Here is a 20885-nt window from a genome sequence, read left to right on the forward strand (position 1 = left end):
CGTGCGTCCGCCTCCCGGGCGCACGGGCCGCACGCCGGTCTCCGCCGCCGGCCTCCCCCGGACGCGACGGCCCGTCGTGCCCGTGCACGGGGGGGGGTGGGGTAGCCGGCCCGGACGGCGGGGAAACGGGCCGGCCGCGGGAGTCACTCCTGGCCGGTGTGGCCGCGCAGGTGGAGGGCGCGCAGGGCCGCTTCGAGGGCGAAGCGGTGGTCGGGGTCGCTGAGGCTGTCGCCCAGGTAGCCGTCCAGGTTCCGCAGGCGGTAGCGGACGGTCTGGGCATGGACGCCCAGCATCTCGCCGACCTGCTCCGCGGGTGCCCGGGTGGAGACGTGGACCCGGAGGGTCTCGACGAGCCGGTCGCGCCGGCTGGGGGACAGTCCGCTGAGGGGGGCCAGTTCGCGGGCGGCGAGGTGGTCGACGAGGGCGGGGTCGGACAACAGCCACAGGGTCGTCAGATGGTCCGCGCAGTGGATCAGCGGGGCGTCGGGCACGACACCGTCGTCGACGAGCTGGAGCACACGGCGGGCCCAGCGGACGGAGTCGGCGGTCTGCGCGAGCGGTACGGTCAGGCCCACCGCGGCGCGGGTGCCGGCCAGGGCCGTGCCGAGCATGGTGAGGCGCTGCGGGGTGAGAACCCCGGGGACGAGCAGATACGGCTGCGGGATGTCGAGGTCGGCGAGGACGTCGTCGTCGAGACCCGCCTGGATGTGGTGGGGCACCGGGGGCCGGAGGGCGACGAGGGTGCACTCCCGGGGCAGTTCCCAGGCGGCGGCCTCGCACAGTTCGGAGACGGTCGTCCGGGGCAGCGGCGGTGCGGCCAGGATCAGGTGTAACAGCTGTCTTCGTAACGCGGACACCTCGGACGCGCTCCGCTCCCGCACCTCCGCGTACCCCTCGCGGGTGATCGCCTCCAGCTCCTCGACGTACGCGAAGAGGGCGTCCGCGAAGGTGAGGACGAGGGCGGGGGAGAGGTTGTACTGGCGTCCCACCGTCTTGGCGCGGCGCAGCGCGATGCGGGCGCCGAGCCGGTAGGCGCCCTGCAGGGTCTCCAGGTCGCGGCCCTCGTAGGCCTCCACCCGGCCGAATCTGCGCAGCAGTTCGTCCCGCGGTTCCGAGCTCTGGCCGGGGTTGGCCACCCGGTCCACGAAGGCGGCCAGCGTATGTTCCACGCCCTGGCGGATCGCGTCCCCGTCGGGGCCGTTGAACAGCCGGCCGTACACCGGGTAGGCGCGGGTGACCTCCGCCCGTATCTCGTTCAGCAGCCCCGGTAGTTCCGGTCGGATGAAGGCCGCGAACTGTCTGGGGAGGGGGCCGAGCGGTTCCCCGGCCTCCGGTGACCGTGTGATCGAGGGCATGAGTCACCCTTTGCTCTCAGATGTGTCCGGCGGGATGGCCGGCCGGGCGCCGTTCCGCCGGAGGGCGGAGGACGTCCGGCCGGGTCCATGGGGTCACGCCGTTCTGGCACGCTGAAGCTAAATCAACGCGGTTGCCTTGTACACGCTTTGAGCAGAAGTGACGTACGGGGACACCGGCCGGCCGGTGGGACGGCCGGGAACCGCCGTTGCGTGGCTGTTACTTGACGGCCGAGTGCCAGTTCTCCGCGAGTACCTTGCCGGCGTCGGGGGCGACGGTGCCGGGCGCGTTGAGACCGGTGAGGTGGGTCCGGGTGTTGTTGAGGGTGAGGCTGTTGTTCCCGGCGGCGGAGGGCAGCCCGGTCTTCGCGTTGACGGCGGCGTTGATCAGGCCGACGTTCAGACCGCAGCCGGTGGCCGCGGGGACCGCGAAGGAGCTGTCGTTCTGGGTGGCACCGGTGAGGTTGATCCGGCTCATCTCACCGGCGTCGTCGAGGGCACCGTTGCCCTTGAAGAAGCTCATCCCGAACTCGGGATAGGTGAGGTTCTTCGGGCGCAGGAGGATGGGGTTGGAGGCCGTCCCGATGTAGCACTTGCCGCCCAGAAGCGAGTTCTCCAGGTGGATGCGGACCGGGAGGGCGACGATCGGCATGCCCGTGAGGATGCCCGCGGTCTGGTCGAAGGCGTAGGGCGCGCCGACGGACTCCATGGTGGCGGTGATCCTGTTGAGGCTGGAGTCGTCGAGCGTCTTGCAGATGGCCGTGATCACCGGAACGTCGCTCGGGCACATCAGGCCGAGCAGACCGCCGGGGACGGTGGCGGAGTCGGCGACGAGCGCGCCGGAGGGCGGGGCGACCACGCTGCTCGTGCCGTCCGCGTTCTGCACGACGCCGATCTGGAGGTTGGTCTTCCCCGTGACCACGGTGGTCTTGCCCAGCTTGATGGAGCCGCTGGCGGAGGTGGAGACCACGCACTGCGGGGTCTTCTGGAGGCCGTCGGCGGCCAGCATCGGCGCGGAGTCCACGGGACAGCGGGTGAAGGGGGCCCACTCACCGTTCAGCGCGGGGTCGGCGGCGGTGGCGGTGCCCATCGAGGCGAAGGCGCCGAGCGCGGTCAGGCCGGCGACGGTGGCGAGTCGGGCGCGGGTGGAGAACCGGGGCATGGTGGTGGCCTTTCGTGAAAGGGGGAACGGGGGCAGCGGCTCAGCGTTCGCGGACGGGGACCTGGTAGGGCTGGAGGTCTTCGGTGCACTGCCCTCGGGTGGTCGGGGTTTCGAAGACCGGATCGCTCGGCAGACACGTCTGGCCCTGTATCTGCTTGACGTAGTTGCCGGGGCCGGAGACGGAGGCGGTGAGGAGGCGGTCGAGGTTCTCGCCGCCGGTGCCGCAGCCGGTGAAAGCGGGGATGGTCACCTCTCCGGTCAACGGGCCGCCGGAGGTGAGCTGGTAGCCGGTGGCGGGCTCGCCGTCGATATAGCCGCCCTTGCCGTACAGCACCGCGTGGTCACCGGGATGGTTCGCGGGATCCGGTTCGGTGGAACTGAGCGGCTTCTCGGTCCCGCACCCGGATCCGACGTCCAGGGGCGTGCCGTTGACCTCGAGGTCGGTCACGCGCAGGACCAGCGGGACCCGGACGATGGTCTCGGCCTTGAACTCGGGGTACACGACCACGGTGTCGAAGCGGATGGTCATCGGGCCCGTCTGCTCCAGCACCATGGTGGCCTTGGTCGGAACGAAGCCGAAGCCGAGGAAGGTGGCCTGGAAGGGAGGTGTCTCCATGCGTCGCTCGTAGCGCAGCCGGCCCGTGGCGTTGATCACTACGTGGAAGTTGCCGTCCTCGTCCGGGAAGGCATCCAGCTCCCCCTGCTCGATCAGCACGCAGGACGTGGGGAAGATCGAGGCGCCCTTCTGCTTGCGCACGTTCGTGTAGCCGGTGATGTACGCGTTCAGTGACGCCGACGTGAACGGGAGCTCCTCGTCGTAGGCGCAGTACGGCGCGTCGCGGTCGGCGGCGGCACCGGGCCGGTTCTCCGTCACCTTCGGCGCCCGCTCCCCCCGCTGGTCCTCCGGCTCGGCCGGCGCCCCGGAGCCGGAATCCGGTGCTCCGGAACCGGAGTCCGAGTCGGGCGAGGCCGGCGGCCCGCTCGGGTCCGCCGTGCCCCTGCCGACCGGCACGGCTGTCAGCAGCCCCTTGCCGGTTCCCTCCTGGGCGAGGGAGCAGCCGATGGTCAGCGCGCCGGGCCCGGCGGCGGTCCCGTCCGCCGTGCCGAGCGCCAGGTCGACGGCGAGGCCGCCGGCGGAGAACGTCAGGTCGCCGTCGCCCTGCGCGGTCACCGAGGGGACGTCGCCCGTCGCGGTCAGCATCAGCGGTCCGGAGTCGGGAAGGGCGACCGGCTCCGCGGTGCCGCGCCAGGTCGCCTCGGCCGTGGCCTTGTTCTGGGCGACGCCGACGGTGAGGCGGGTGGCGGCCCGCGCGGTGGTGGCCTCGGACTCCCTGAGGTCCGCGACCGCCTCCGCCGGGAGTTCCACGGTGGTGGTGACCTCGGTGGGAGAGAACGCCTCGCCGGCCTTCACCCGGTCCGGGAACACCGCCGAGACCCGTACCGTCGCGCGCTGTGGTCCCGAGGGAAGCACGCAGACATAGGGGAGTTCGGTGTCGACCTCCTGGGTCTTTGCGGCGGAGACCGCGGCAGGGGTCAGGGCGGCGAGCACCACGAACGCCGCGATCGCCGCCCTCCTGGCGCGGACGCGGGACGGCCGCGACACGGCGGTACGGTTGCCTCTCAATGCTGCTCCGCTCGAGTGGTCCGACAGGAAAAACCGGCAGGGCCGTCGGTGGGGTCCGGCACGGACGGCCCGTGTCCGCCCGACCGGAACTCCGGTCGGGCGGACACGGGCCGGTGATGCCTTACGGGTTGGTGCCGACGATCTTCGGAGTGGCGCCGTTCGCCGCCTTGATGCGGTAGTTGCCCTTGAAGATGGGCTTGGTGGCGGTCGTGACCACGGTGCCGCAGTTGGAGGGGGCGGGGCTGGAGCTGACGATCAGGTCACCGGTGGCGACACTGCTGACGGCCAGGATGCCGGCGTTGGTGCCGGTGTTGGTGTAGGTGGCCGATGCCTTGCCCGTCACCGTGAACTTGCAGGCGCCGGCGGTCACGTTGGCCTTGACGTTGCCGATGTAGCCCTTGGTGACACCGGTCGCGGCGGTGTAGTCCTGCGCGACGACGGTCCAGGGGGTGACCGCCACGGTGGTGACGGAGCCCAGGACACTGGTGCACGGCGAGGCCGAAGTGCCGAAGTTGATGGCGTTGATGTTGGCGACCGTGGCCGGGTTGCCCGTGGCGTTGTTCATGGTTCCCGACGCGCTCGAAGTCGTACAGGTCATCGGGATGGTGGCGGTCAGCACGATGTTGCCGACGTTCGTCGCGGTGTAGGCGCCCGTCGGGGTGACGGTCCACACCGTGGAGGGCACCGCCGAGGCGGGCGCGACGGTGAGGCCGAAGGCGGCCGCGGCCGCACCCGCCACGACTGCGAACCTTCTCGTGTTCTTCTTCATGACGTCAGGACTCCTTGTGGGTTGGCCGGCAGAGGTGGGCCGTGGCCGGTCGATCGAGGGAAGGCCGTGCGGCCCGCGGCTCGCTGTTCCCTGTCCGCGAGAAATGACGTTACTTGCGGGAAACTTAGCCGAACAATGCCGCCGTTCATGATTCTTTTGAAAGTGGAAATATCTGTTTCCGGGGTGAGTGGTCCACAGGTCGTCTTAGTCATCAAGTGTCAATGTCGACGTTTCGTCCGCCGGTTGCGGGGCCTCGCCGTTCGCTGCCCTTCACCGAGCCGCCCTGCTCACCCGGTGACAGTTTCCGGGCCGTGTTTTATCTGCGTCCTGACAAGTTCCGGATGGCTGAAGTGCGTATCCCGGAAAACTCGGATCCCGGTCTTGCCCGCCGAGGTTACTGGACCGTAACGTGCCGGTGTGGTGCTCGGCTCCAGGTCGGTGGCCCCCGTCGGCCGGAGCCACGACGGATGCTTTCCGGCCTCACCCTCCCAGCGGGTCCGGACGTCCGTAGGCAGGGTCTCGCGGATCCGCACCCCCGGAGCCGCGAGACCCTGCCCCTGTCTCCCCGGAGACAAGTGCGGCCGACGGGTTGTCTGCGCGGTGACAAGTTCCGGAAAGGGGACGGGAATCCGGCACCGCACCCGTTGTCATTGCGCTCCGCACCGACTTAACGTGCGCCCCGCGGTGCACATCCGACCTGCGTCCGCTGGAGGTGATATGGGAATCGAAGTGGTGGTCGAGGGCCTGACCAAGTCCTTCGGTAAGCAGAGCATCTGGCGGGACGTGACACTCACCCTTCCTGCCGGAGAGGTGAGCGTGATGCTGGGACCGTCCGGCACCGGGAAGACCGTTTTCCTGAAGTCGCTCATAGGGCTGCTCAAACCCGAGCAGGGCCGTGTCCTCATCAATGGGGTGGACATGGTGAACAGTCCCGAAAGGGATATCTACGAGACCCGTAAACTGTTCGGTCTCATGTTTCAGGACGGGGCTCTCTTCGGGTCGATGTCCCTCTTCGACAACATCGCCTTCCCGCTGCGCGAGCACACCCGCAAGAAGGAGTCCGAGATCCGCCGCATCGTCATGGAGCGGATCGAGATCGTCGGACTGCTGGGAGCGGAGGGCAAGCTTCCGGGAGAGATCAGCGGCGGCATGCGCAAGCGGGCCGGCCTGGCCCGCGCGCTCGTGCTGGACCCGCAGATCGTCCTCTGCGACGAACCGGACTCCGGGCTCGACCCGGTCCGCACCGCCTACCTCTCCCAGCTGCTGATCGACCTGAACGCGCAGATCGACGCGACGATGCTGATCGTCACCCACAACCTCGACATCGCCGCCACCGTGCCCGACAACATGGGGATGCTCTTCCGGCGCGAGCTGGTCACCTTCGGCCCGCGCGAGGTGCTGCTCACCAGCGAGGAACCGGTCGTGGCCCAGTTCCTCGGCGGCCGGCGCGAGGGCCCCATCGGGATGTCCGAGGAGAAGGACGCGGCCACCCTCGCCGCCGAGGCGGGCACCGCCGCCGACGAGGCCCGGCCCCGGAGGATCGTCCCGCAGCTGGAGCCGTCGCCCGGCCTGCCGCCGCGCCGGGCCGTCGCCCGACGGCGCGAACGAGTCATGGGCATGCTCGACCGGTTGCCGCCCGCCGCGCGCTCCGCCATCCGGGAGACCTACGCGCACCACGCCCAGGCACCCACGCTGCCGATGCCCGCCACCGGGAGCGGCGCATGATCACCGGCGCGCTGCGGCAGACCGGCCGGCTCTTCGCGCTCGCCGCCGAAGTGAGCCGCGCCATCTTCCGAAGACCCTTCCAGTTCCGCGAGTTCGTCGAACAGTTCTGGTTCATCGCGGGCGTCACCATCCTGCCCGCCGCACTCGTCTCGATCCCCTTCGGCGCCGTCATCGCCCTCCAGGTCGGCTCCCTGACCCAGCAGCTGGGGGCCCAGTCGTTCACCGGAGGCGCCAGCGTCCTCGCCGTCGTCCAGCAGGCGAGCCCGCTCATCGTCGCCCTGCTCATCGCCGGCGCCGGCGGCTCCGCCATCTGCGCCGACCTCGGCTCCCGCAAGATCCGCGAGGAACTCGACGCCATGGAGGTCATGGGCGTCTCGCCCGTGCAACGCCTGGTCGTCCCCCGGGTCCTGGCCACCATGGGCGTGGCGGTCCTGCTCAACGGCCTGGTCTCCGTCGTCGGCACCCTCGGCGGCTTCTTCTTCAACGTCATCCTGCAGGGCGGCACCCCCGGCGCCTACCTGGCCAGCTTCTCCGCCCTCGCCCAGCTCTCCGACCTGTACATCAGCGAACTCAAGGCGCTGGTCTTCGGGTTCATCGCGGGCATCGTCGCCGCCTACCGGGGCCTCAACCCGCGCGGCGGCCCCAAGGGCGTCGGCGACGCCGTCAACCAGTCCGTCGTCATCACCTTCCTGCTGCTCTTCTTCGTCAACATGGTGATGACGGCCATCTACCTCCAGATCGTCCCGCCGAAGGGAGGCTGAGCGCGATGGCCTCCCCGCTCGCCCTGTTCGACCGCACCGGCGACCAGTTCCTCTTCTACGTACGGGCCCTGCTGTGGATCCCGCGGACCCTGCACCGCTACCTCCGGGAGGTGCAGCGCCTCCTCGCCGAGGTGGCCTTCGGCACCGGGGGCCTCGGCGTCATCGGCGGCACCATCGGCGTGATGATCGCGATGACGCTCTTCACCGGAACCGTCGTCGGACTCCAGGGCTACGCGGCCCTCGACCAGATCGGCACGGCCGCGTTCACCGGATTCGTCTCCGCCTACTTCAACACCCGCGAGATCGCCCCGCTCGTCGCCGGACTCGCCCTCTCCGCGACCGTCGGCGCCGGCTTCACCGCCCAGCTCGGCGCCATGCGCATCAACGAGGAGATCGACGCCCTCGAGGGCATGGGCATCCGTTCCAAGCCCTACCTGGTCACCACCCGCATCATCGCCGGCGTCGTCGCCATCGTCCCGCTCTACGCGATCGGGCTGCTCTCCTCCTACGTGGCGTCCCGCTACGTGACCGTCCTGTTCAACGGGCAGTCCCGGGGCACCTACGACCACTACTTCAACCTCTTCCTCTCACCCACGGACGTCCTGCTCTCCGTGCTGAAAGTACTGATCTTCAGCGTGATGGTGATCCTGTCCCACTGCTACTACGGCTACCGCGCCTCGGGCGGCCCCGCCGGGGTCGGCGTCGCCGTCGGCCGGTCCGTGCGCAACGCCATCGTGCTGATCAGCGTCACCGACTTCTTCCTGTCGCTCGCCCTGTGGGGCGCGACCACGACCGTGAAGGTGGCGGGGTGACATGAGCGGACGACGAGGCGTGACACTGGGCCGCCGTTGTGCAGGGGTGGCCTACCTGCTGGTGCCCGCCCTGCTGATCTGGCTGGCCGTGGCCGTCTACGACAAGCGGTTCACCGACTCCGACCCGGTGGTCGTCGAGACCGGCAGCGCCGGCAACGAGATGCACCCGGGCGCCGAGGTCAAACTGCGCGGGGTCGTCGTCGGCGAGGTCCGCTCCATCGACGCCCACGGCGACGGAGCGCGGCTCACCCTCGCCATGAAGCCCGGCACCCTGGAGCGGGTACCGGACGACGTCCGCGCGCAGATGCTGCCGACCACCCTGTTCGGCGAACGGTTCGTGGCCCTCGTGCCGTCCCAGAACCCCTCGCCCCGGCCACTGGCCGCCGGAGCCGTCATCCCCCAGGACCGCTCCGAGAACGCCGTCGAACTCCAGCAGGTCCTCGACAACGTCCTGCCGATGCTGACCGCGGTCCAGCCGCAGAAGCTCTCCGCCACCCTGTCGGCCGTCTCGCAGGCCCTGGAGGGACGCGGCGACCGGCTCGGCGACACGCTCGGCGTGCTCGACGACCACCTGCGGGAGTTCAACCCCCACCTGCCCACGCTCAACCGGGACCTCAAACAGCTCGTGAAGGTCAGCCATGTCTACGCGGACGCCGCACCCGACATCATCACGGCGCTCACCGACTTCACCACCACCAGCGGCACCCTCGCCGCACAGGAGGCCGACCTCGCCGGCACCCTCGGCGCCACCACCCGGACGGCCGAGGACATGACGGCCTTCCTGCGCAAGAACGAGGACACCATCATCCGCCTCAGCGCCACCGGCAGGCCCACCCTGGAACTGCTCGCCGAGTACGCACCCTCCTTCCCCTGCACCCTGCGCACCCTCACCGAGTTCGTGCCCGCCATGGACAAGGCGCTCGGCAAGGGCACCGACCGGCCCGGCATCCACGTCGACGTCACCACCGTCCCCTCGCGCGGCGCCTACGTCCCCGGCCGCGACACCCCGGCGTACGACTCCGGCGGCGGCCCCCGCTGCCATCCGGTGCCCTACCTCGGCGCGTCCGCAGCGCCCGCCGCCCGGGCGTCCGCCGGGACGGACGAGGACCTCGGCCCCGCCAACTCCCCGCAGGAGAACGCCCTCGTCAACGAGCTGCTCGCCCCTGCCGCCGGCCGGAGCCCCGCGGACCTGCCCGACTGGAGCAGCCTGCTCGTCGGGCCCGTCTACCGCGGCACGGAGGTGACCCTCGGATGACCACCCAGGATTACGCGCACACCCGGCGCCGCCCGCTGACCGGGACGCTGCTCAAGTCCCTCGTCTTCGTCCTGGTCACCGGCCTCGCCACGACCGTGCTCGGTCTCAGCGTCGCCAGCACCGGCGTGGGCTCCGACACCCACAGCTACAAGGCCCTGTTCACCGACGTCACCGGGCTCGTCGACGGCGACAGCGTGCGGATCTCGGGGGTGAAGGTCGGCGAGGTGACCGACGTCCGCGTCGTGCAGCGCCGCACCGCGCAGGTCACCTTCACCGTCCGCGACGACCGCCGGCTGCCCCGGTCGACCACCGCCGCCGTGAAGTACCTCAACATGGTCGGCCAGCGCTACGTCGCCCTCGACCGCGGCAGCGGCGACCTCACCGGCACCCTCGAGCAGGACGCCACCATCCCGCTCGACCGCACCGCGCCCGCCCTCGACCTGACCCTGCTCTTCAACGGGTTCAAGCCGCTGTTCGAAGGACTGTCCCCGAAGGACGTCAACGACCTCGCCGGATCGATCGTGCAGGTGCTCCAGGGCGAGGGCGCCACCGTCGACAGCCTGATCCGCCACATCGGCTCGCTCAGCACCACCGTCGCCGCCAAGGACAAGGTGATCGGCCAGGTCGTCGACAACCTCAGCACCGTCCTGAAGACCCTCAACGACCGGGAGGCCGGCTTCGACGACCTCGTCGACACCCTGCAGGACCTCGTCACCGGCTTCAACGAGGACCGCAAACCCCTCGGCGAAGCGGTCGAGGCCATGGGCGACCTGACCACCGTCACCGCCGACCTCCTCGAGGACGGACGCGCGCCCCTCAAACAGGACATCCGTGAACTGGGCCGGCTCTCGAAGGGACTGGGCGAACACACCCCGCAGATCGAGGACTTCCTCGACCGGACCCCCGCCAAGATGACCGCCCTGGCCCGCCTGTCCTCCTACGGATCGTGGCTCAACCTCTACCTCTGCGAGGCACGCGTGAGCGGAGTGACCACCTCCGACGGCTCCGAACCGCCGACCGGCATCGCGATCACCGAATCGAGGTGCCGCGGATGAGGCCCTTCATGCGACGCGGCGGGAGCGACGAGACAGGCGGGGGCGACGAGACAGGCGGGAGCGAGGAGGCGGAGAAGGCCGGGCGGACGGCTGCCGGGTCCCGGCGCCCGCGCATCGGACCGGTCAAGGAACGCGACCCCGTCGCCGTGGCCGTCGTCGGGCTGCTCGCCCTCGCCCTGCTCGCCGCCCTCGTCTACAACGTGGACCGGCTGCCGCTCGGCGGCGGCACCTCCTACAGCGCCGACTTCTCCGAGGCGGCCGGCCTCGACGAGGGCGACGAGGTGCGCATCGCCGGCGTCAAGGCAGGCCGGGTCACCGGCGTCGGGCTCGACGGCGCCAAGGTGAAGGTCACCTTCGAGGTCGAGGACGCCTGGCTCGGCGACCGGACGACCGCCGCCATCGCCATCAAGACCCTCCTCGGCGACAAGTACCTGGCACTCGACCCGCTCGGCTCCGGCCGGCAGGACCCCGGCAGCCGCATCCCGCTGTCCCGCACCACCTCCCCCTACGACGTGACGCAGGCGTTCCAGGATCTCAGCGGCACCGTCGACGCCATCGACACCCGAAAACTCGCGGAGAGCTTCGAGACCATCTCCGACACCTTCGAGGACTCCCCGCCCCACGTGAGGAAGGCCGCCGGCGGTCTGTCCGCACTGTCGAAGTCCGTCTCCAAGCGCGACGCGGAACTCTCCGAACTCCTCAAGGGCAGCGCCACGTTCACCAAGACCCTGCAGAACAAGCAGTCCAGCTTCGAGACCCTGCTGGAGGACGGCGGCACCCTGCTCGGCGAACTCCAGGACCGCCGCGACGCCATCCGCGCCCTCCTCAAGGGGAGCAGAAAGCTCGGCACCGAACTCAGCGGCCTCGTCGACGACAACGAGAAGCAGCTCGGCCCCACCCTCAAGGCCCTCGGCCGGGTCACCGGCGTCCTGGAGAAGAACAGCGCCCAGCTCGGCAAGACCCTCGCGCTGGCCGGACCGTACTACCGCCTCGTCGGCAACACCCTGGGCAACGGCCGCTGGTTCGACAGCTACCTGTGCGGTGTCGTCCCCCGTGCCTACCTGCCCGAGACGTCCTTGCCCGAGACCGGATGCCTGCCGCCGAAACAGCCGGCGGCCCAGGGGAACGGTGAACGATGAGCAGACGCAGAAAAGTCCTCACCGGCGTGCTCGCCCTCGCGGTGCTCGCCGCCGGCGGGCTGACCGCCGTGCGGGTCCTCGACTCCGAAGGCACCCGCATCACCGCCTACTTCGACCGCGCCGTCGGCATCTACGCCGGGTCCGACCTGCGCATCCTCGGGGTGCGGGCCGGTGAGGTGGAGTCGGTGCGGCCGCAGGGCACCACGGTGCGCGTCGGCCTCCGCCTGGACGAGGGCGTCAAGGTCCCCGAAGGGGCGAGGGCCGTCGTCGTCGCACCGAGCGTCGTCGCCGACCGCTATGTGCAGCTGACCCCCGCCCACAGCTCGGGGCCCGCCCTCGCCGAAGGCGCCGTACTGCCTGCCTCCCGCAACCGCACCCCCGTCGAGATCGACCAGCTCTACGCATCGGTCACCGAACTCGCCGAGGCCCTCGGCCCGGACGGCGCCAACTCCACCGGCGCGCTGTCCGGCCTGCTGACGACCGGCGCCGCCAACCTCGACGGCAACGGCGAGACCATCGGCACGAGCATCGAGGAGTTCGGCAAGGCGGCCAAGACCCTCGACGGCAGCAGCGGCGACCTGTTCAGCACGCTCAGCCGGCTCCAGACCTTCACCACCATGCTGAAGGACAAGGACACCGACGTACGGACCGCGCAGGAACGCCTGGACGAGGTCGTCACCTTCTTCGCCGACAACAAGGGCGACCTCACCGGCGCGCTCGAGGAACTCGGCACCGCCCTCGGCCAGGTCAAGACCTTCATCGAGGACAACCGGGGCGAGCTGAAGAAGAACGTCGACCGGCTCGTCCCCATCACCCGGACCCTCGTCGAGCAGCGGGTCTCCCTCGCCGAGGCGCTGGACGTGGCACCGCTGGCCGCGGGCAACCTCGTACGCGCCTACAACCCCGACACCCGCACCCTCGACGGCCGCGCCGACCTCAACGAGATCAGCATGGGCGGACCGCTGCTGCCCCTGCCCGCGGCGGGCGGCTCCTCCACGAGCGGCGGCGAGGCCACGGGCGGCGGCGGGGCCGGGAACGACGGCGGATCCGCGGCCTCCGGAAAGGGGGAGCGATGAAGAGAGCGGAGAAGGGAGCGGGGAAGCACGGCGCACGGCGCGCCGGCCCGGGAGCCGACGGGATCAAGCGCGGCGTGCTCACCACGGGCGGCGCGGTCGGCCTCACCCTGGGCGGACTGATCGCCCTCGGTCTCGGCTTCACCCTGGCCCTCGGCGCGGCCACCACCGGCCTCCCGAGCTTCGACGGCATCGAGGACCTGCCGCTGCCCGGCGGCGCCGACCTCGGCGACCACCCCTACACCGTCACCGCGGAACTCCACGACGTACTCAGCCTGGTCCCGCAGTCCGCGGTGAAGGTCAACGACGTCGCCGTCGGCCGGGTCACCGCCATCGAACTCGGCCACGACGACTGGTCGGCCCGCGTCACCATGAGGATCAACGGCGATGTGCGGCTGCCCGCCGACGCCACCGCCCGGCTCGAACAGTCCAGCCTGCTGGGCGAGAAGTACGTCCAACTCGTCGCGCCCGCCCGGGAGACCGGCGGCACGGCCGGCACCGGCAGGCTGGAGGACGGAGGCGTCATCCCGGTCTCCCGCACCAGCCGCGACACCGAGGTCGAGGAGGTGTTCGGCGCGCTGTCCCTGCTACTCAACGGCGGCGGCGTCAACCAGCTCAAGACCATCACCCGGGAGCTCAACGCGGCGCTCGGCGGCCGTGAACCCGAGGTCCGCTCCGTACTGAAGCGGGTCAACACCCTGGTGACCGACCTCGACGACAACCGGGGCGACATCACCGACGCCCTCGACGCCGCCAACCGGCTCTCCGCGACCCTCGCCACCCGCAAGGACGACGTCGGCACCGTCCTCACCGACCTCTCGCCCGGACTGAAGACGCTCGAGAAGCAACGCGGCTCCCTGCTGACCATGCTGCGCTCCCTCGACACCCTCTCCGGCGTCGCCGTCTCCACCATCGACGCGAGCAAGGACGACATGATCGCCGACCTCAAGGCCATCGCGCCGACCCTGAAGGCGCTCGCGGACGCGGGCACGGACCTGCCCGACTCGCTCCAGGTGCTGCTGACGTACCCGTTCACCGACGAGGTGCTGCGGGGGGTGAAGGGCGACTACCTCAACGTGTACCTGAACATGGCCGCCGTCCCCGGCACCCAGGTGATCCCGCCCCTGGTGTCCGAGGAGACGGCCTCCCCCTCCGCCCCGGCGGACGGCGGCCCGGCGGCGGCCGGGGAGGGTCCGTCCTCCAGGAAGGCCGGCGGGGAAGAGGAGTCCGGCCGGGGACGGGAGCCGGTCCCGTCGCCGGGAACCTCGTCGCCGCGGCAGCCCGCACCGGAGCACTCGCCCCCGCTGCCCCTGCCCTCCGTCCCCGCCACGGCTTCCGCCTCCGCTTCCGCCGCCTCCGGGACGCCGGCGGACCCGGCGGCCACGCGGGGAGGTGAATCCGGTTGATCACCCTCGCCGTACGGCTGAAGAACATCGCCTTCCTCCTCGTCGCCGTCCTCGCCCTCTCGTTCCTCGGCATCCGCTACGCCGACCTCGGCCGGTACATCGGCGTCGCCGACCACTACACCGTCGACGTGCTGCTCCCGCGCACCGGCGGCCTGTTCACCCACTCCGACGTCACCTACCGGGGCGTCTCCGTGGGACGGGTCGGCCCGATCGGCCTCACCGCCGACGGCGTCGTCGCCGAACTCCGCATCAAGAAGTCCGCCCCGCGCATCCCCGCCGACACCCGCGCGGTGGTCGCCGGACTCTCCGCCGTGGGCGAGCAGTACATCGACCTGCGGCCCGAGAGCGACGGCGGCCCCTACCTCGCCGAGGGCACCCGCATCGAAGAGACCGACACCCAGGTGCCCGCCCCCGTCACCGACGTCCTCACCGGCGTGAACGCCCTCGCCGCCTCCGTACCGCTCGAAGACCTGCGCACGGTCGTGGACGAGTTCGGCAAGGCCTTCGAAGGCCACGGCGACGACCTAGAGGTCCTGCTCGAGAGCGGCAGCGGCTTCGTGGAGGCCGCCGACCGCAACCTGCCGTCCACCACCCGGCTCATCACCGACGGCGAGACCGTCCTGCGCACCCAGGCCGAAGAGGCGCAGGCCATCCGCGACTTCGCCACCGGAGCGGAGGCACTGGCCCGCGCCCTCAAGGGCTCCGACGCCGACCTGCGCCGCCTCCTGACCGTCACCCCCGATGCCGCCACCCAGGTCAGCGGCGTCCTGCGGGACCTCGACCCGAGCCTCGGCGTCGTCCTCGCCAACCTGCTCACCACCTCCGAGATCGCCGTCACCCGGCAGCGCGGCACGGAGGAGTTCCTGGTGAAGTTCCCGGCGGCCGTCGCCGCCGGCGCCACCGCCGTCGACGGAGGAAAACTGAACTTCGGCATGGCCGTCACCTTCTTCAACCCCCTGCCCTGCACCGCCGGATACGGCGCCACCCGCTACCGCAACGGGCTCGACCTCGGCACCACGCCCGCCCTCAACACCGGCGCGGCCTGCACCGCCCCGGCCGCGGACGGGGTCAACGTGCGCGGCTCGGCGAACGCCCCGAAGGGCGGCCCGGTACCCGAACCGGCCAAGCCCGGCACCCTGCCCTCCGGCAGCAGCGGCGGAAGCGGCGGCGGGGCGAGGACGGCCGGCGCGACCACGCTCCCCGGCGCCCTCGCCCTGCCCGGCCAGGACGGCGAGGCACCCGGGGACATGACGGGCCTCCTCACCCCGGCCACCGGGAGCACCCGATGAAGCGGACCCGCATCCTCACCGGCGTGGGGCTCGCCCTGGCGCTCGGCTTCTGCGGCACCGGCGCGTGGACCTACGCCCAGGCACGCACCGACGACGCGCTCGCCCACGGCCGGGAGCGCGACCGGGCGCTCGCCGACGGACGCAAGGGCGTCGCCGTGCTCACCACACTCGACGCCTCCACCCGGCAGCGGGCCGAGAAGGGCATCGAATCCTGGCGCGCCGCCTCCATCGGACCCCTGCGCGAGGAACTGGGCGGCACCGAGGCCGAGGCGGGCGCCTCGGCGCGCGGCACGGTCACCGAGGCCGCCGTCACCGCGCTCGACACACGCACCGGCACGGCCAAGCTCATCACCACCGTCCGGGTCGAGGTCGCACCCGCCGGGACGAAGCAGCCGACCACCGACCGCAAACGGCTGGAGGCGGTCCTGGCCCGCACGGACGAGGGGGAGTGGAAGGTGAGGGCGCTGAGCGCGGTGCCGGTCACGGGGGAGAGGACGGCACGGGACGCGGGAGAGACCTCCGAGGAGAAGGAGGGCGGCGGCCGATGACGCAGACCCCGATGCTGACACGGCTGCTGCGCAGGGGCAGACCGCCGGAGCCCGACGGAACCCCCGCACCGGACGCGCCGGACGTGACAGACGTGCCGGACGCACCGAACGCGCCGGGCGTGACAGTCGCGCCGGACGCACCGGACGCGCCGGACGTGACAGACGTGCCGGACGCACCGAACGCGCCGGGCGTGACAGTCGCGCCGGACGCACCGGACGCGCCGGGCGTGACAGACGTGCCGGAAGCACAACCCGCTACGGAAGCCGGGGAGCCGGAAGCCGCCCCGGAGCCGGAAGACACGACGCGCGACGCCCGTCCCCGCCGCCTTCCCGCCGGGCGCCTTCGACGGGCCGCCCTCGCCGGGTCCGCCGCCCTGCTCCTCGTCGCCGGCTGCGGTTTCTTCTACGGTGCCCACCAGCTGCGATCGGCCCCGCCCGTCCGGAACCAGGCGCTCACCGACACCGAGGCCACCACCCGCGTCGCCGGTGAGGTCGGCCATGCCCTCGCCCGGGCCTTCTCCTACACACCGGACGGCACCGCGGCCGCCGAACGCTCCGCGCGCACCGTCCTCAGCGGCCGCGCCGCCCGCCAGTACCAGGCCCTCTTCGACCAGGTGCGCGACGACCTCACCGAGCAGCGCGTCACCCTGAGCACCCGGGTCGCCCGCACCGGAGTGATCGAACTCGACGGCGGGAAAGCACGGTTGCTGGTCTTCCTCGACCAGACCTCCCACCGCGGCAAGGACAAGGCCACCACCGCGGCGGCCCAACTCACCGTCACGGCACGGCTGGTGGACGACCAGTGGCGGATCACCGACATCAAGGCCCGCTGACCGTGCGCGGGAGAGTGGAGCACCCCATGAAACGCGCGGTCCGCGCCTTCGCCGGAACCCGGCCGCTGCCGGCCGTGCTGCTCGCCCTCACCCTCACCGCGGGCGGCTTCGCGGCGTGGGCGGGACAGGACTGGTACCGCGCGGCCCACGACGACCGGGCCGCGTACGCCGGGCAACGGGACGAGGCGCTCGCCGCCGGGGAGCAGGCCGTGCAGAACCTCAACACGCTCGACCACCAGAACCTGGACCGGGGCCTCGACCTGTGGGAATCCTCGACGACCGGGGAGTTGCACGAACAACTGACCTCCGGTCGCACGGAGTTCGCCGAGCAGGTGAAAGCGGCCAGGACGGTCACCACGGCCCGGGTGCTGTCGGGCGCCGTCACCGAGATCGACGACCGCGCCGGACGCGCCCGGGTGCTGATCGCCCTGCGCGTCACCGTCGAGGCGGCCGGCGGCGCGAAGACCGACAAGGACAGTCGCATGCTCGGCGAACTCACCCGGACCGAGGGCCGCTGGAAGCTGAGCGCCCTGGGCCAGGCACCCGTGGGCGGCACATCGGCCGGCTGACCCGGCCCCGCACAGCGCCAGCCGCCGCACCGAGGAGGACACCCGCACGATGTCGACGACCCGCCACCACATCAACCGCCAGCGCCGCCGGCAGGCCCGCGAGTCCCGCCCCGCCCCCTCCGCCGGGACCCGGCCGGGCACCGAGAGCCGGTCCGGCACGGGCGGCACGGCCGTCCTCCCCCCTCCGGCCGAGCCGGCCACGGACGGGACGACGACCCGGAAGACCCCTGGAACGACTCCCGGCACGGCCGGGAAGGCCCCCGGGGCGGCCCGGAAGACGCCCGGGGCCACGGGCGACCGCAGGACCGCCCGGGCCCGCAGCGGCCCGCACCGCCCGGCCACGACCCTCGCGGTCCTCTGCGCCCTGACCCTGCTCCTCGGAGGCTTCGCGGGCTGGGCCCACGCGCGGGCCGAGGCACTCCGGGACGACCCCGCGCGCAGCAACACCGCCCTGACCGACCTCGCCCGCACCAGCGAGATCAAGGGGCAGACGTCCAAGGCCGTCGAGGCGCTCTTCTCGTACGACCACACCGACCCCGGTGCCCTGGAGAAAGCCGCGGAGGACCTGCTCACCGAGAAGGCCGTCGGCCAGCACGACACCCTGCTCGCCGACGTCCGCAAGCGGGCCGACGAGCAGAAGGCGCTGATCACCACGGCGGTCACCGAGAGCGCCGTCGAACGCATCGACGGCGACCGGGCCCGGGTCCTCGTCTACGCCGACCAGAGCAGCGTCGGCACCGCCGGAACCAAACCCACCGCGAACAAGGACGGGAAGGCCGCGAAGGGCGAGCAGGAGCAGCAGGACGAGGGCGTGTACGCCGGGGCCCTGCTCGCGGTGGACGTCGTCCACCGCGACGGACGCTGGCTCGTCTCCGCCCTCGACACCTTCGGCCGCTGAGAGCCGCCCGCGTGACCGCCCGCGTGACCGCCCGTACGCACGGCACCGCCCGTACGCCCCGCATCCGACAGGAGTGACCGCCATGTCCGCACACCGCGCACGCGCACGACGCCGGCGTCCCGGCCGGGCCCGCAGGAGACTGCGGACGACCGCCCTCGCGGTGGCGGCCGTGGCAGCCCTCACCGCCTCCCAGGCACCCGGTCTCACCCGGGACGCGAAGGACGCCCACGCCGCCCCCTCGACCGACGACGACGGCAGACCGGCCGCGGCAGACGCCCCGTACACCGAGCTCATGCCTCCGGGCGACGGTTCCTACCACACCGAGATCCCGCCCCTGAAGGTGCCGGACGTCGGGTCGGCGGCCCCGGCGCTCGTCCACGGCCTCCGCTCCCAGTCCGGTGTCCCCGCCACCGTGCTGCGTGCCTACCGTGCCGCCGGGACGTCCGTCGGCAGGACGGACCCCGGCTGCCGGCTGCCCTGGGAGCTGCTCGCGGCGATCGGCAAGGTCGAGTCCGGCCAGGCGCGCGGCGGAGCGGTCGACCGGAACGGCACCACGCTGGGCCGCATCACCGGACCGCCGCTCAACGGCCGGGGTTTCGCCCTGATCCGGGACACGGACGGGGGCGCCCACGACGGTGACACGGTCTACGACCGTGCGGTGGGACCGATGCAGTTCCTGCCGTCCACCTGGGCCCGCTGGGGCGTGGACGGCAACGGTGACGGCCGTGCCGACCCGAACAACATCTTCGACGCGGCCCTGGCGGCCGGGCACTACCTGTGCGCGGGCGACCGGAACCTGGGCCGGGCCGCGGACCTGGACCGGGCGATCCTCAGCTACAACCACTCGCGCGCCTACCTGAAACTGGTCAGGTACTGGCTGGAGTTCTACAGCCGGGGGATCCACACCGTCCCCGACGGCAAGGGCGTCATCCCGAAGAGCCCCGGCGCGGGCGGCGACACCCCGGCCACCGAGCCCGCCGACACCGGGAACAAGGACGACGACGGCATCATCATCGGCCCGGACCCGACCACCCCCGCCACCCCCACACGGCCCCCCTCCTCGTCCCCGTCGCCCACCACCTCCCCCTCCCCGTCGTCGCCGCCCCCGTCCCCGTCGCCGGGCCCCTCCTCGCCGACGGAACCCCCGACGAGCGAGAACCCCTCCACACCGCCCGAGGAGTCCCCCACCGAGGACCCGTCGCCCTCCCCGGACCCCACGGACCCGGGCCCTTCACCCACCGAACCGGACGAGTGCTCCCCGGAGTCCGGCTCCCCGTCCCCCGACCCTTCCCCTTCCCCGACCACCTCCCCGTGCCCCACCGTCCCGGCCACACCCTCCGCCGACTGAGCCATCGCTGAGCCGTCCCGGAGCTGCCCCTGAGCCGTCCCGGAGGCGTCGGTCGAGTTCCGTCGGCGGTTTCCCGCAGGCGGGGGGTGCGGGGCGGGTCAGCAGACCCGCGTCATTGGACGCGGGAACCCGAGGAAGCACGCTCCGTGTCCTCGTCGCCCTCGTCCGCTCCCGGGACATGGACGTCGAGGACCTTGATGTTGATCTCGACGACCTCCAGTCCGGTCATCGTCTCGACCGCGTCCGTGACCCGGGAGCGGACCTCCCTCGCGGCCTCCAGGATCTCGATGCCGTACTCCACCACGACATCGACGTCGATGGCGGTCTGCTTCTCGCCCACCTCCACCTTCACGCCACGCCCGGGATCACTGGAGCGGGACACCTTTTCCTTGACCGCTCCCAGAGCTCGTGAGGCACCCCCGCCGAGGGAGTAGATCCCCTCGGTCTCGCGCACGGCTATGCCCGCGATCGTGGAGACCACGGTGTTCGCGATGACGGTCGTCCCAGGGGTTTCCCCCGTGGTGCCGCCCGTGCTCAGGGCAGTGCCGCTCAGACTGTCGTTCGTCGTCATGGATTCCTCGCACAGAGCCGTCGGGGAGGGGCGGGCCGGATCCGGCGGATGCCGTCCACCGGCACTCAGCGGATGCCATCCGCCGGCATCCGCTGCCTCGCGCCCTCATTCCACTGTGCTCCGGAAACCGGTCCTCCGCCATTCGGGTGAGCGGCCGGCGGGGGCACCGGCTCCACCCGTCCCGTCGCCCCTTCAGTCCCGGGGGAGCAGGGCGCCGAGCGGCCCCAGATCGAGGTTGAGGTCCTCCGGGCGTACGCCGTGCTGTTCGCAGAGTTCCGTCATGCGCTGGTCGAGCAGCATGAGGGTGGTGCCGATCTCATCGGTCTGCTCGTCGGTGAGGTCGCCCTGGTCGATGCGCCGCAGGGCCTGCCGCTCCATCAGCTGGCGCAGGAGCTCCACCACGGTGAGGACCAGGGCGACGAGATCGCGCCCCATCTGCTCGGAGTCCAGGTCGACCCGTGAGGCCGTCACAGCGGCCCGCTGTCGGCCCACGGGGCGGGCACGCGTTCGCCGACCGACGACAGCAGGGCATGCAGCGACACCCGGACGAGCGGGACATCGGCGATCGCGATGACCAGATCCCCGCTGACGACGACCCCGGTCGCCAGGACCCGGTCCAGAAGATCCACCAACGGCACCCCGATGGGACCGCTCAAGGGGCCCGGACTGTCCCACGGAACCACGTCGTGCGTCACC

At 71.7% G+C, this 20885-nt stretch carries 21 protein-coding genes; 14 read left to right on the forward strand and 7 right to left on the reverse strand.

Going from position 1 to position 20885, the window contains the following annotated elements; all coding sequences use genetic code 11:
* Positions 1-143: 143 nt before the first annotated feature.
* From ACIF80_RS05660 to ACIF80_RS05675, 4 genes are all read right to left on the reverse strand, one after another.
* Entirely contained in the window at positions 144-1355 is a 1212-nt protein-coding gene (locus ACIF80_RS05660; protein WP_399799768.1) for a helix-turn-helix domain-containing protein, read from the reverse strand.
* A gap of 217 nt (positions 1356-1572) precedes the next feature.
* Positions 1573-2514: a hypothetical protein gene (locus tag ACIF80_RS05665; RefSeq protein ID WP_399799771.1), complete on the reverse strand. Its 942-nt coding sequence runs from the start codon at positions 2512-2514 to the stop codon at positions 1573-1575.
* 40 nt (positions 2515-2554) lie between these two features.
* Entirely contained in the window at positions 2555-4138 is a 1584-nt protein-coding gene (locus ACIF80_RS05670; RefSeq protein WP_399799773.1) for a DUF6801 domain-containing protein, read from the reverse strand.
* Between the two features lie 121 nt (positions 4139-4259).
* Positions 4260-4907 (reverse strand): hypothetical protein, encoded by a 648-nt coding sequence (locus tag ACIF80_RS05675; RefSeq protein WP_399799776.1) that lies wholly within the window; start codon positions 4905-4907, stop codon positions 4260-4262.
* 717 nt (positions 4908-5624) lie between these two features.
* Here ACIF80_RS05675 and ACIF80_RS05680 point away from each other — a divergent pair.
* The 14 genes from ACIF80_RS05680 to ACIF80_RS05745 all read left to right on the forward strand — a co-directional run bounded on the left by ACIF80_RS05680 (position 5625) and on the right by ACIF80_RS05745 (position 19618).
* Positions 5625-6632, forward strand: coding sequence for an ABC transporter ATP-binding protein (locus ACIF80_RS05680; protein WP_399799778.1), 1008 nt, complete (start codon positions 5625-5627; stop codon positions 6630-6632).
* Entirely contained in the window at positions 6629-7393 is a 765-nt protein-coding gene (locus ACIF80_RS05685; protein ID WP_399799780.1) for an MlaE family ABC transporter permease, read from the forward strand. Before ACIF80_RS05680 ends, ACIF80_RS05685 begins: the two co-directional genes overlap by 4 nt.
* Before the next feature lie 5 nt (positions 7394-7398).
* Complete coding sequence (locus ACIF80_RS05690) at positions 7399-8205, forward strand: MlaE family ABC transporter permease (protein WP_399799782.1); 807 nt, start codon at positions 7399-7401, stop codon at positions 8203-8205.
* A 1-nt stretch (position 8206) separates the two neighbouring features.
* Positions 8207-9460, forward strand: coding sequence for an MCE family protein (locus tag ACIF80_RS05695; RefSeq protein WP_399799784.1), 1254 nt, complete (start codon positions 8207-8209; stop codon positions 9458-9460).
* Entirely contained in the window at positions 9457-10515 is a 1059-nt protein-coding gene (locus ACIF80_RS05700; RefSeq protein ID WP_399799786.1) for an MCE family protein, read from the forward strand. The genes ACIF80_RS05695 and ACIF80_RS05700 overlap by 4 nt, the downstream gene beginning before the upstream one ends.
* Positions 10512-11654, forward strand: coding sequence for an MCE family protein (locus ACIF80_RS05705; protein ID WP_399799789.1), 1143 nt, complete (start codon positions 10512-10514; stop codon positions 11652-11654). The genes ACIF80_RS05700 and ACIF80_RS05705 overlap by 4 nt, the downstream gene beginning before the upstream one ends.
* Positions 11651-12730: an MCE family protein gene (locus ACIF80_RS05710; RefSeq protein ID WP_399799792.1), complete on the forward strand. Its 1080-nt coding sequence runs from the start codon at positions 11651-11653 to the stop codon at positions 12728-12730. Before ACIF80_RS05705 ends, ACIF80_RS05710 begins: the two co-directional genes overlap by 4 nt.
* On the forward strand, positions 12727-14133 hold the full coding sequence (locus ACIF80_RS05715; protein ID WP_399799794.1) for an MCE family protein: 1407 nt from the start codon (positions 12727-12729) through the stop codon (positions 14131-14133). Before ACIF80_RS05710 ends, ACIF80_RS05715 begins: the two co-directional genes overlap by 4 nt.
* Positions 14130-15422 (forward strand): MCE family protein, encoded by a 1293-nt coding sequence (locus ACIF80_RS05720; RefSeq protein WP_399799797.1) that lies wholly within the window; start codon positions 14130-14132, stop codon positions 15420-15422. The genes ACIF80_RS05715 and ACIF80_RS05720 overlap by 4 nt, the downstream gene beginning before the upstream one ends.
* A complete protein-coding gene (locus ACIF80_RS05725; protein WP_399799800.1) occupies positions 15419-15970 on the forward strand; it encodes a hypothetical protein in 552 nt (183 codons plus the stop codon). Before ACIF80_RS05720 ends, ACIF80_RS05725 begins: the two co-directional genes overlap by 4 nt.
* Positions 15967-16803, forward strand: a complete 837-nt coding sequence (locus ACIF80_RS05730) for a hypothetical protein (protein ID WP_399799803.1) — start codon at positions 15967-15969, stop codon at positions 16801-16803. The genes ACIF80_RS05725 and ACIF80_RS05730 overlap by 4 nt, the downstream gene beginning before the upstream one ends.
* A gap of 26 nt (positions 16804-16829) precedes the next feature.
* The gene (locus ACIF80_RS05735; RefSeq protein ID WP_399799805.1) at positions 16830-17372 is read left to right on the forward strand and encodes a nuclear transport factor 2 family protein; all 543 of its coding nucleotides are present in this window, start codon (positions 16830-16832) and stop codon (positions 17370-17372) included.
* A 49-nt stretch (positions 17373-17421) separates the two neighbouring features.
* Positions 17422-18270 (forward strand): hypothetical protein, encoded by an 849-nt coding sequence (locus ACIF80_RS05740; protein ID WP_399799808.1) that lies wholly within the window; start codon positions 17422-17424, stop codon positions 18268-18270.
* A gap of 82 nt (positions 18271-18352) precedes the next feature.
* On the forward strand, positions 18353-19618 hold the full coding sequence (locus ACIF80_RS05745) for a lytic transglycosylase domain-containing protein (protein WP_399799810.1): 1266 nt from the start codon (positions 18353-18355) through the stop codon (positions 19616-19618).
* Positions 19619-19730: 112 nt separating this feature from the next.
* Here ACIF80_RS05745 and ACIF80_RS05750 read toward each other — a convergent pair whose 3' ends face one another.
* The 3 genes from ACIF80_RS05750 to ACIF80_RS05760 all read right to left on the reverse strand — a co-directional run bounded on the left by ACIF80_RS05750 (position 19731) and on the right by ACIF80_RS05760 (position 20884).
* Positions 19731-20189, reverse strand: a complete 459-nt coding sequence (locus ACIF80_RS05750; RefSeq protein ID WP_399799812.1) for an Asp23/Gls24 family envelope stress response protein — start codon at positions 20187-20189, stop codon at positions 19731-19733.
* A 192-nt stretch (positions 20190-20381) separates the two neighbouring features.
* Positions 20382-20660: a gas vesicle protein K gene (locus ACIF80_RS05755; protein ID WP_399799815.1), complete on the reverse strand. Its 279-nt coding sequence runs from the start codon at positions 20658-20660 to the stop codon at positions 20382-20384.
* Positions 20657-20884 carry a gas vesicle protein gene (locus tag ACIF80_RS05760; RefSeq protein WP_399799818.1) on the reverse strand — a complete coding sequence of 76 codons (228 nt, stop codon included), beginning with the start codon at positions 20882-20884 and terminating at the stop codon, positions 20657-20659. Before ACIF80_RS05760 ends, ACIF80_RS05755 begins: the two co-directional genes overlap by 4 nt.
* Between the last annotated feature and the right edge of the window lies 1 nt (position 20885).

It is taken from the genome of Streptomyces sp. NPDC085927 (assembly GCF_044540975.1).
In the GTDB taxonomy this organism is placed as follows: Bacteria; Actinomycetota; Actinomycetes; order Streptomycetales; family Streptomycetaceae; genus Streptomyces; species Streptomyces hirsutus.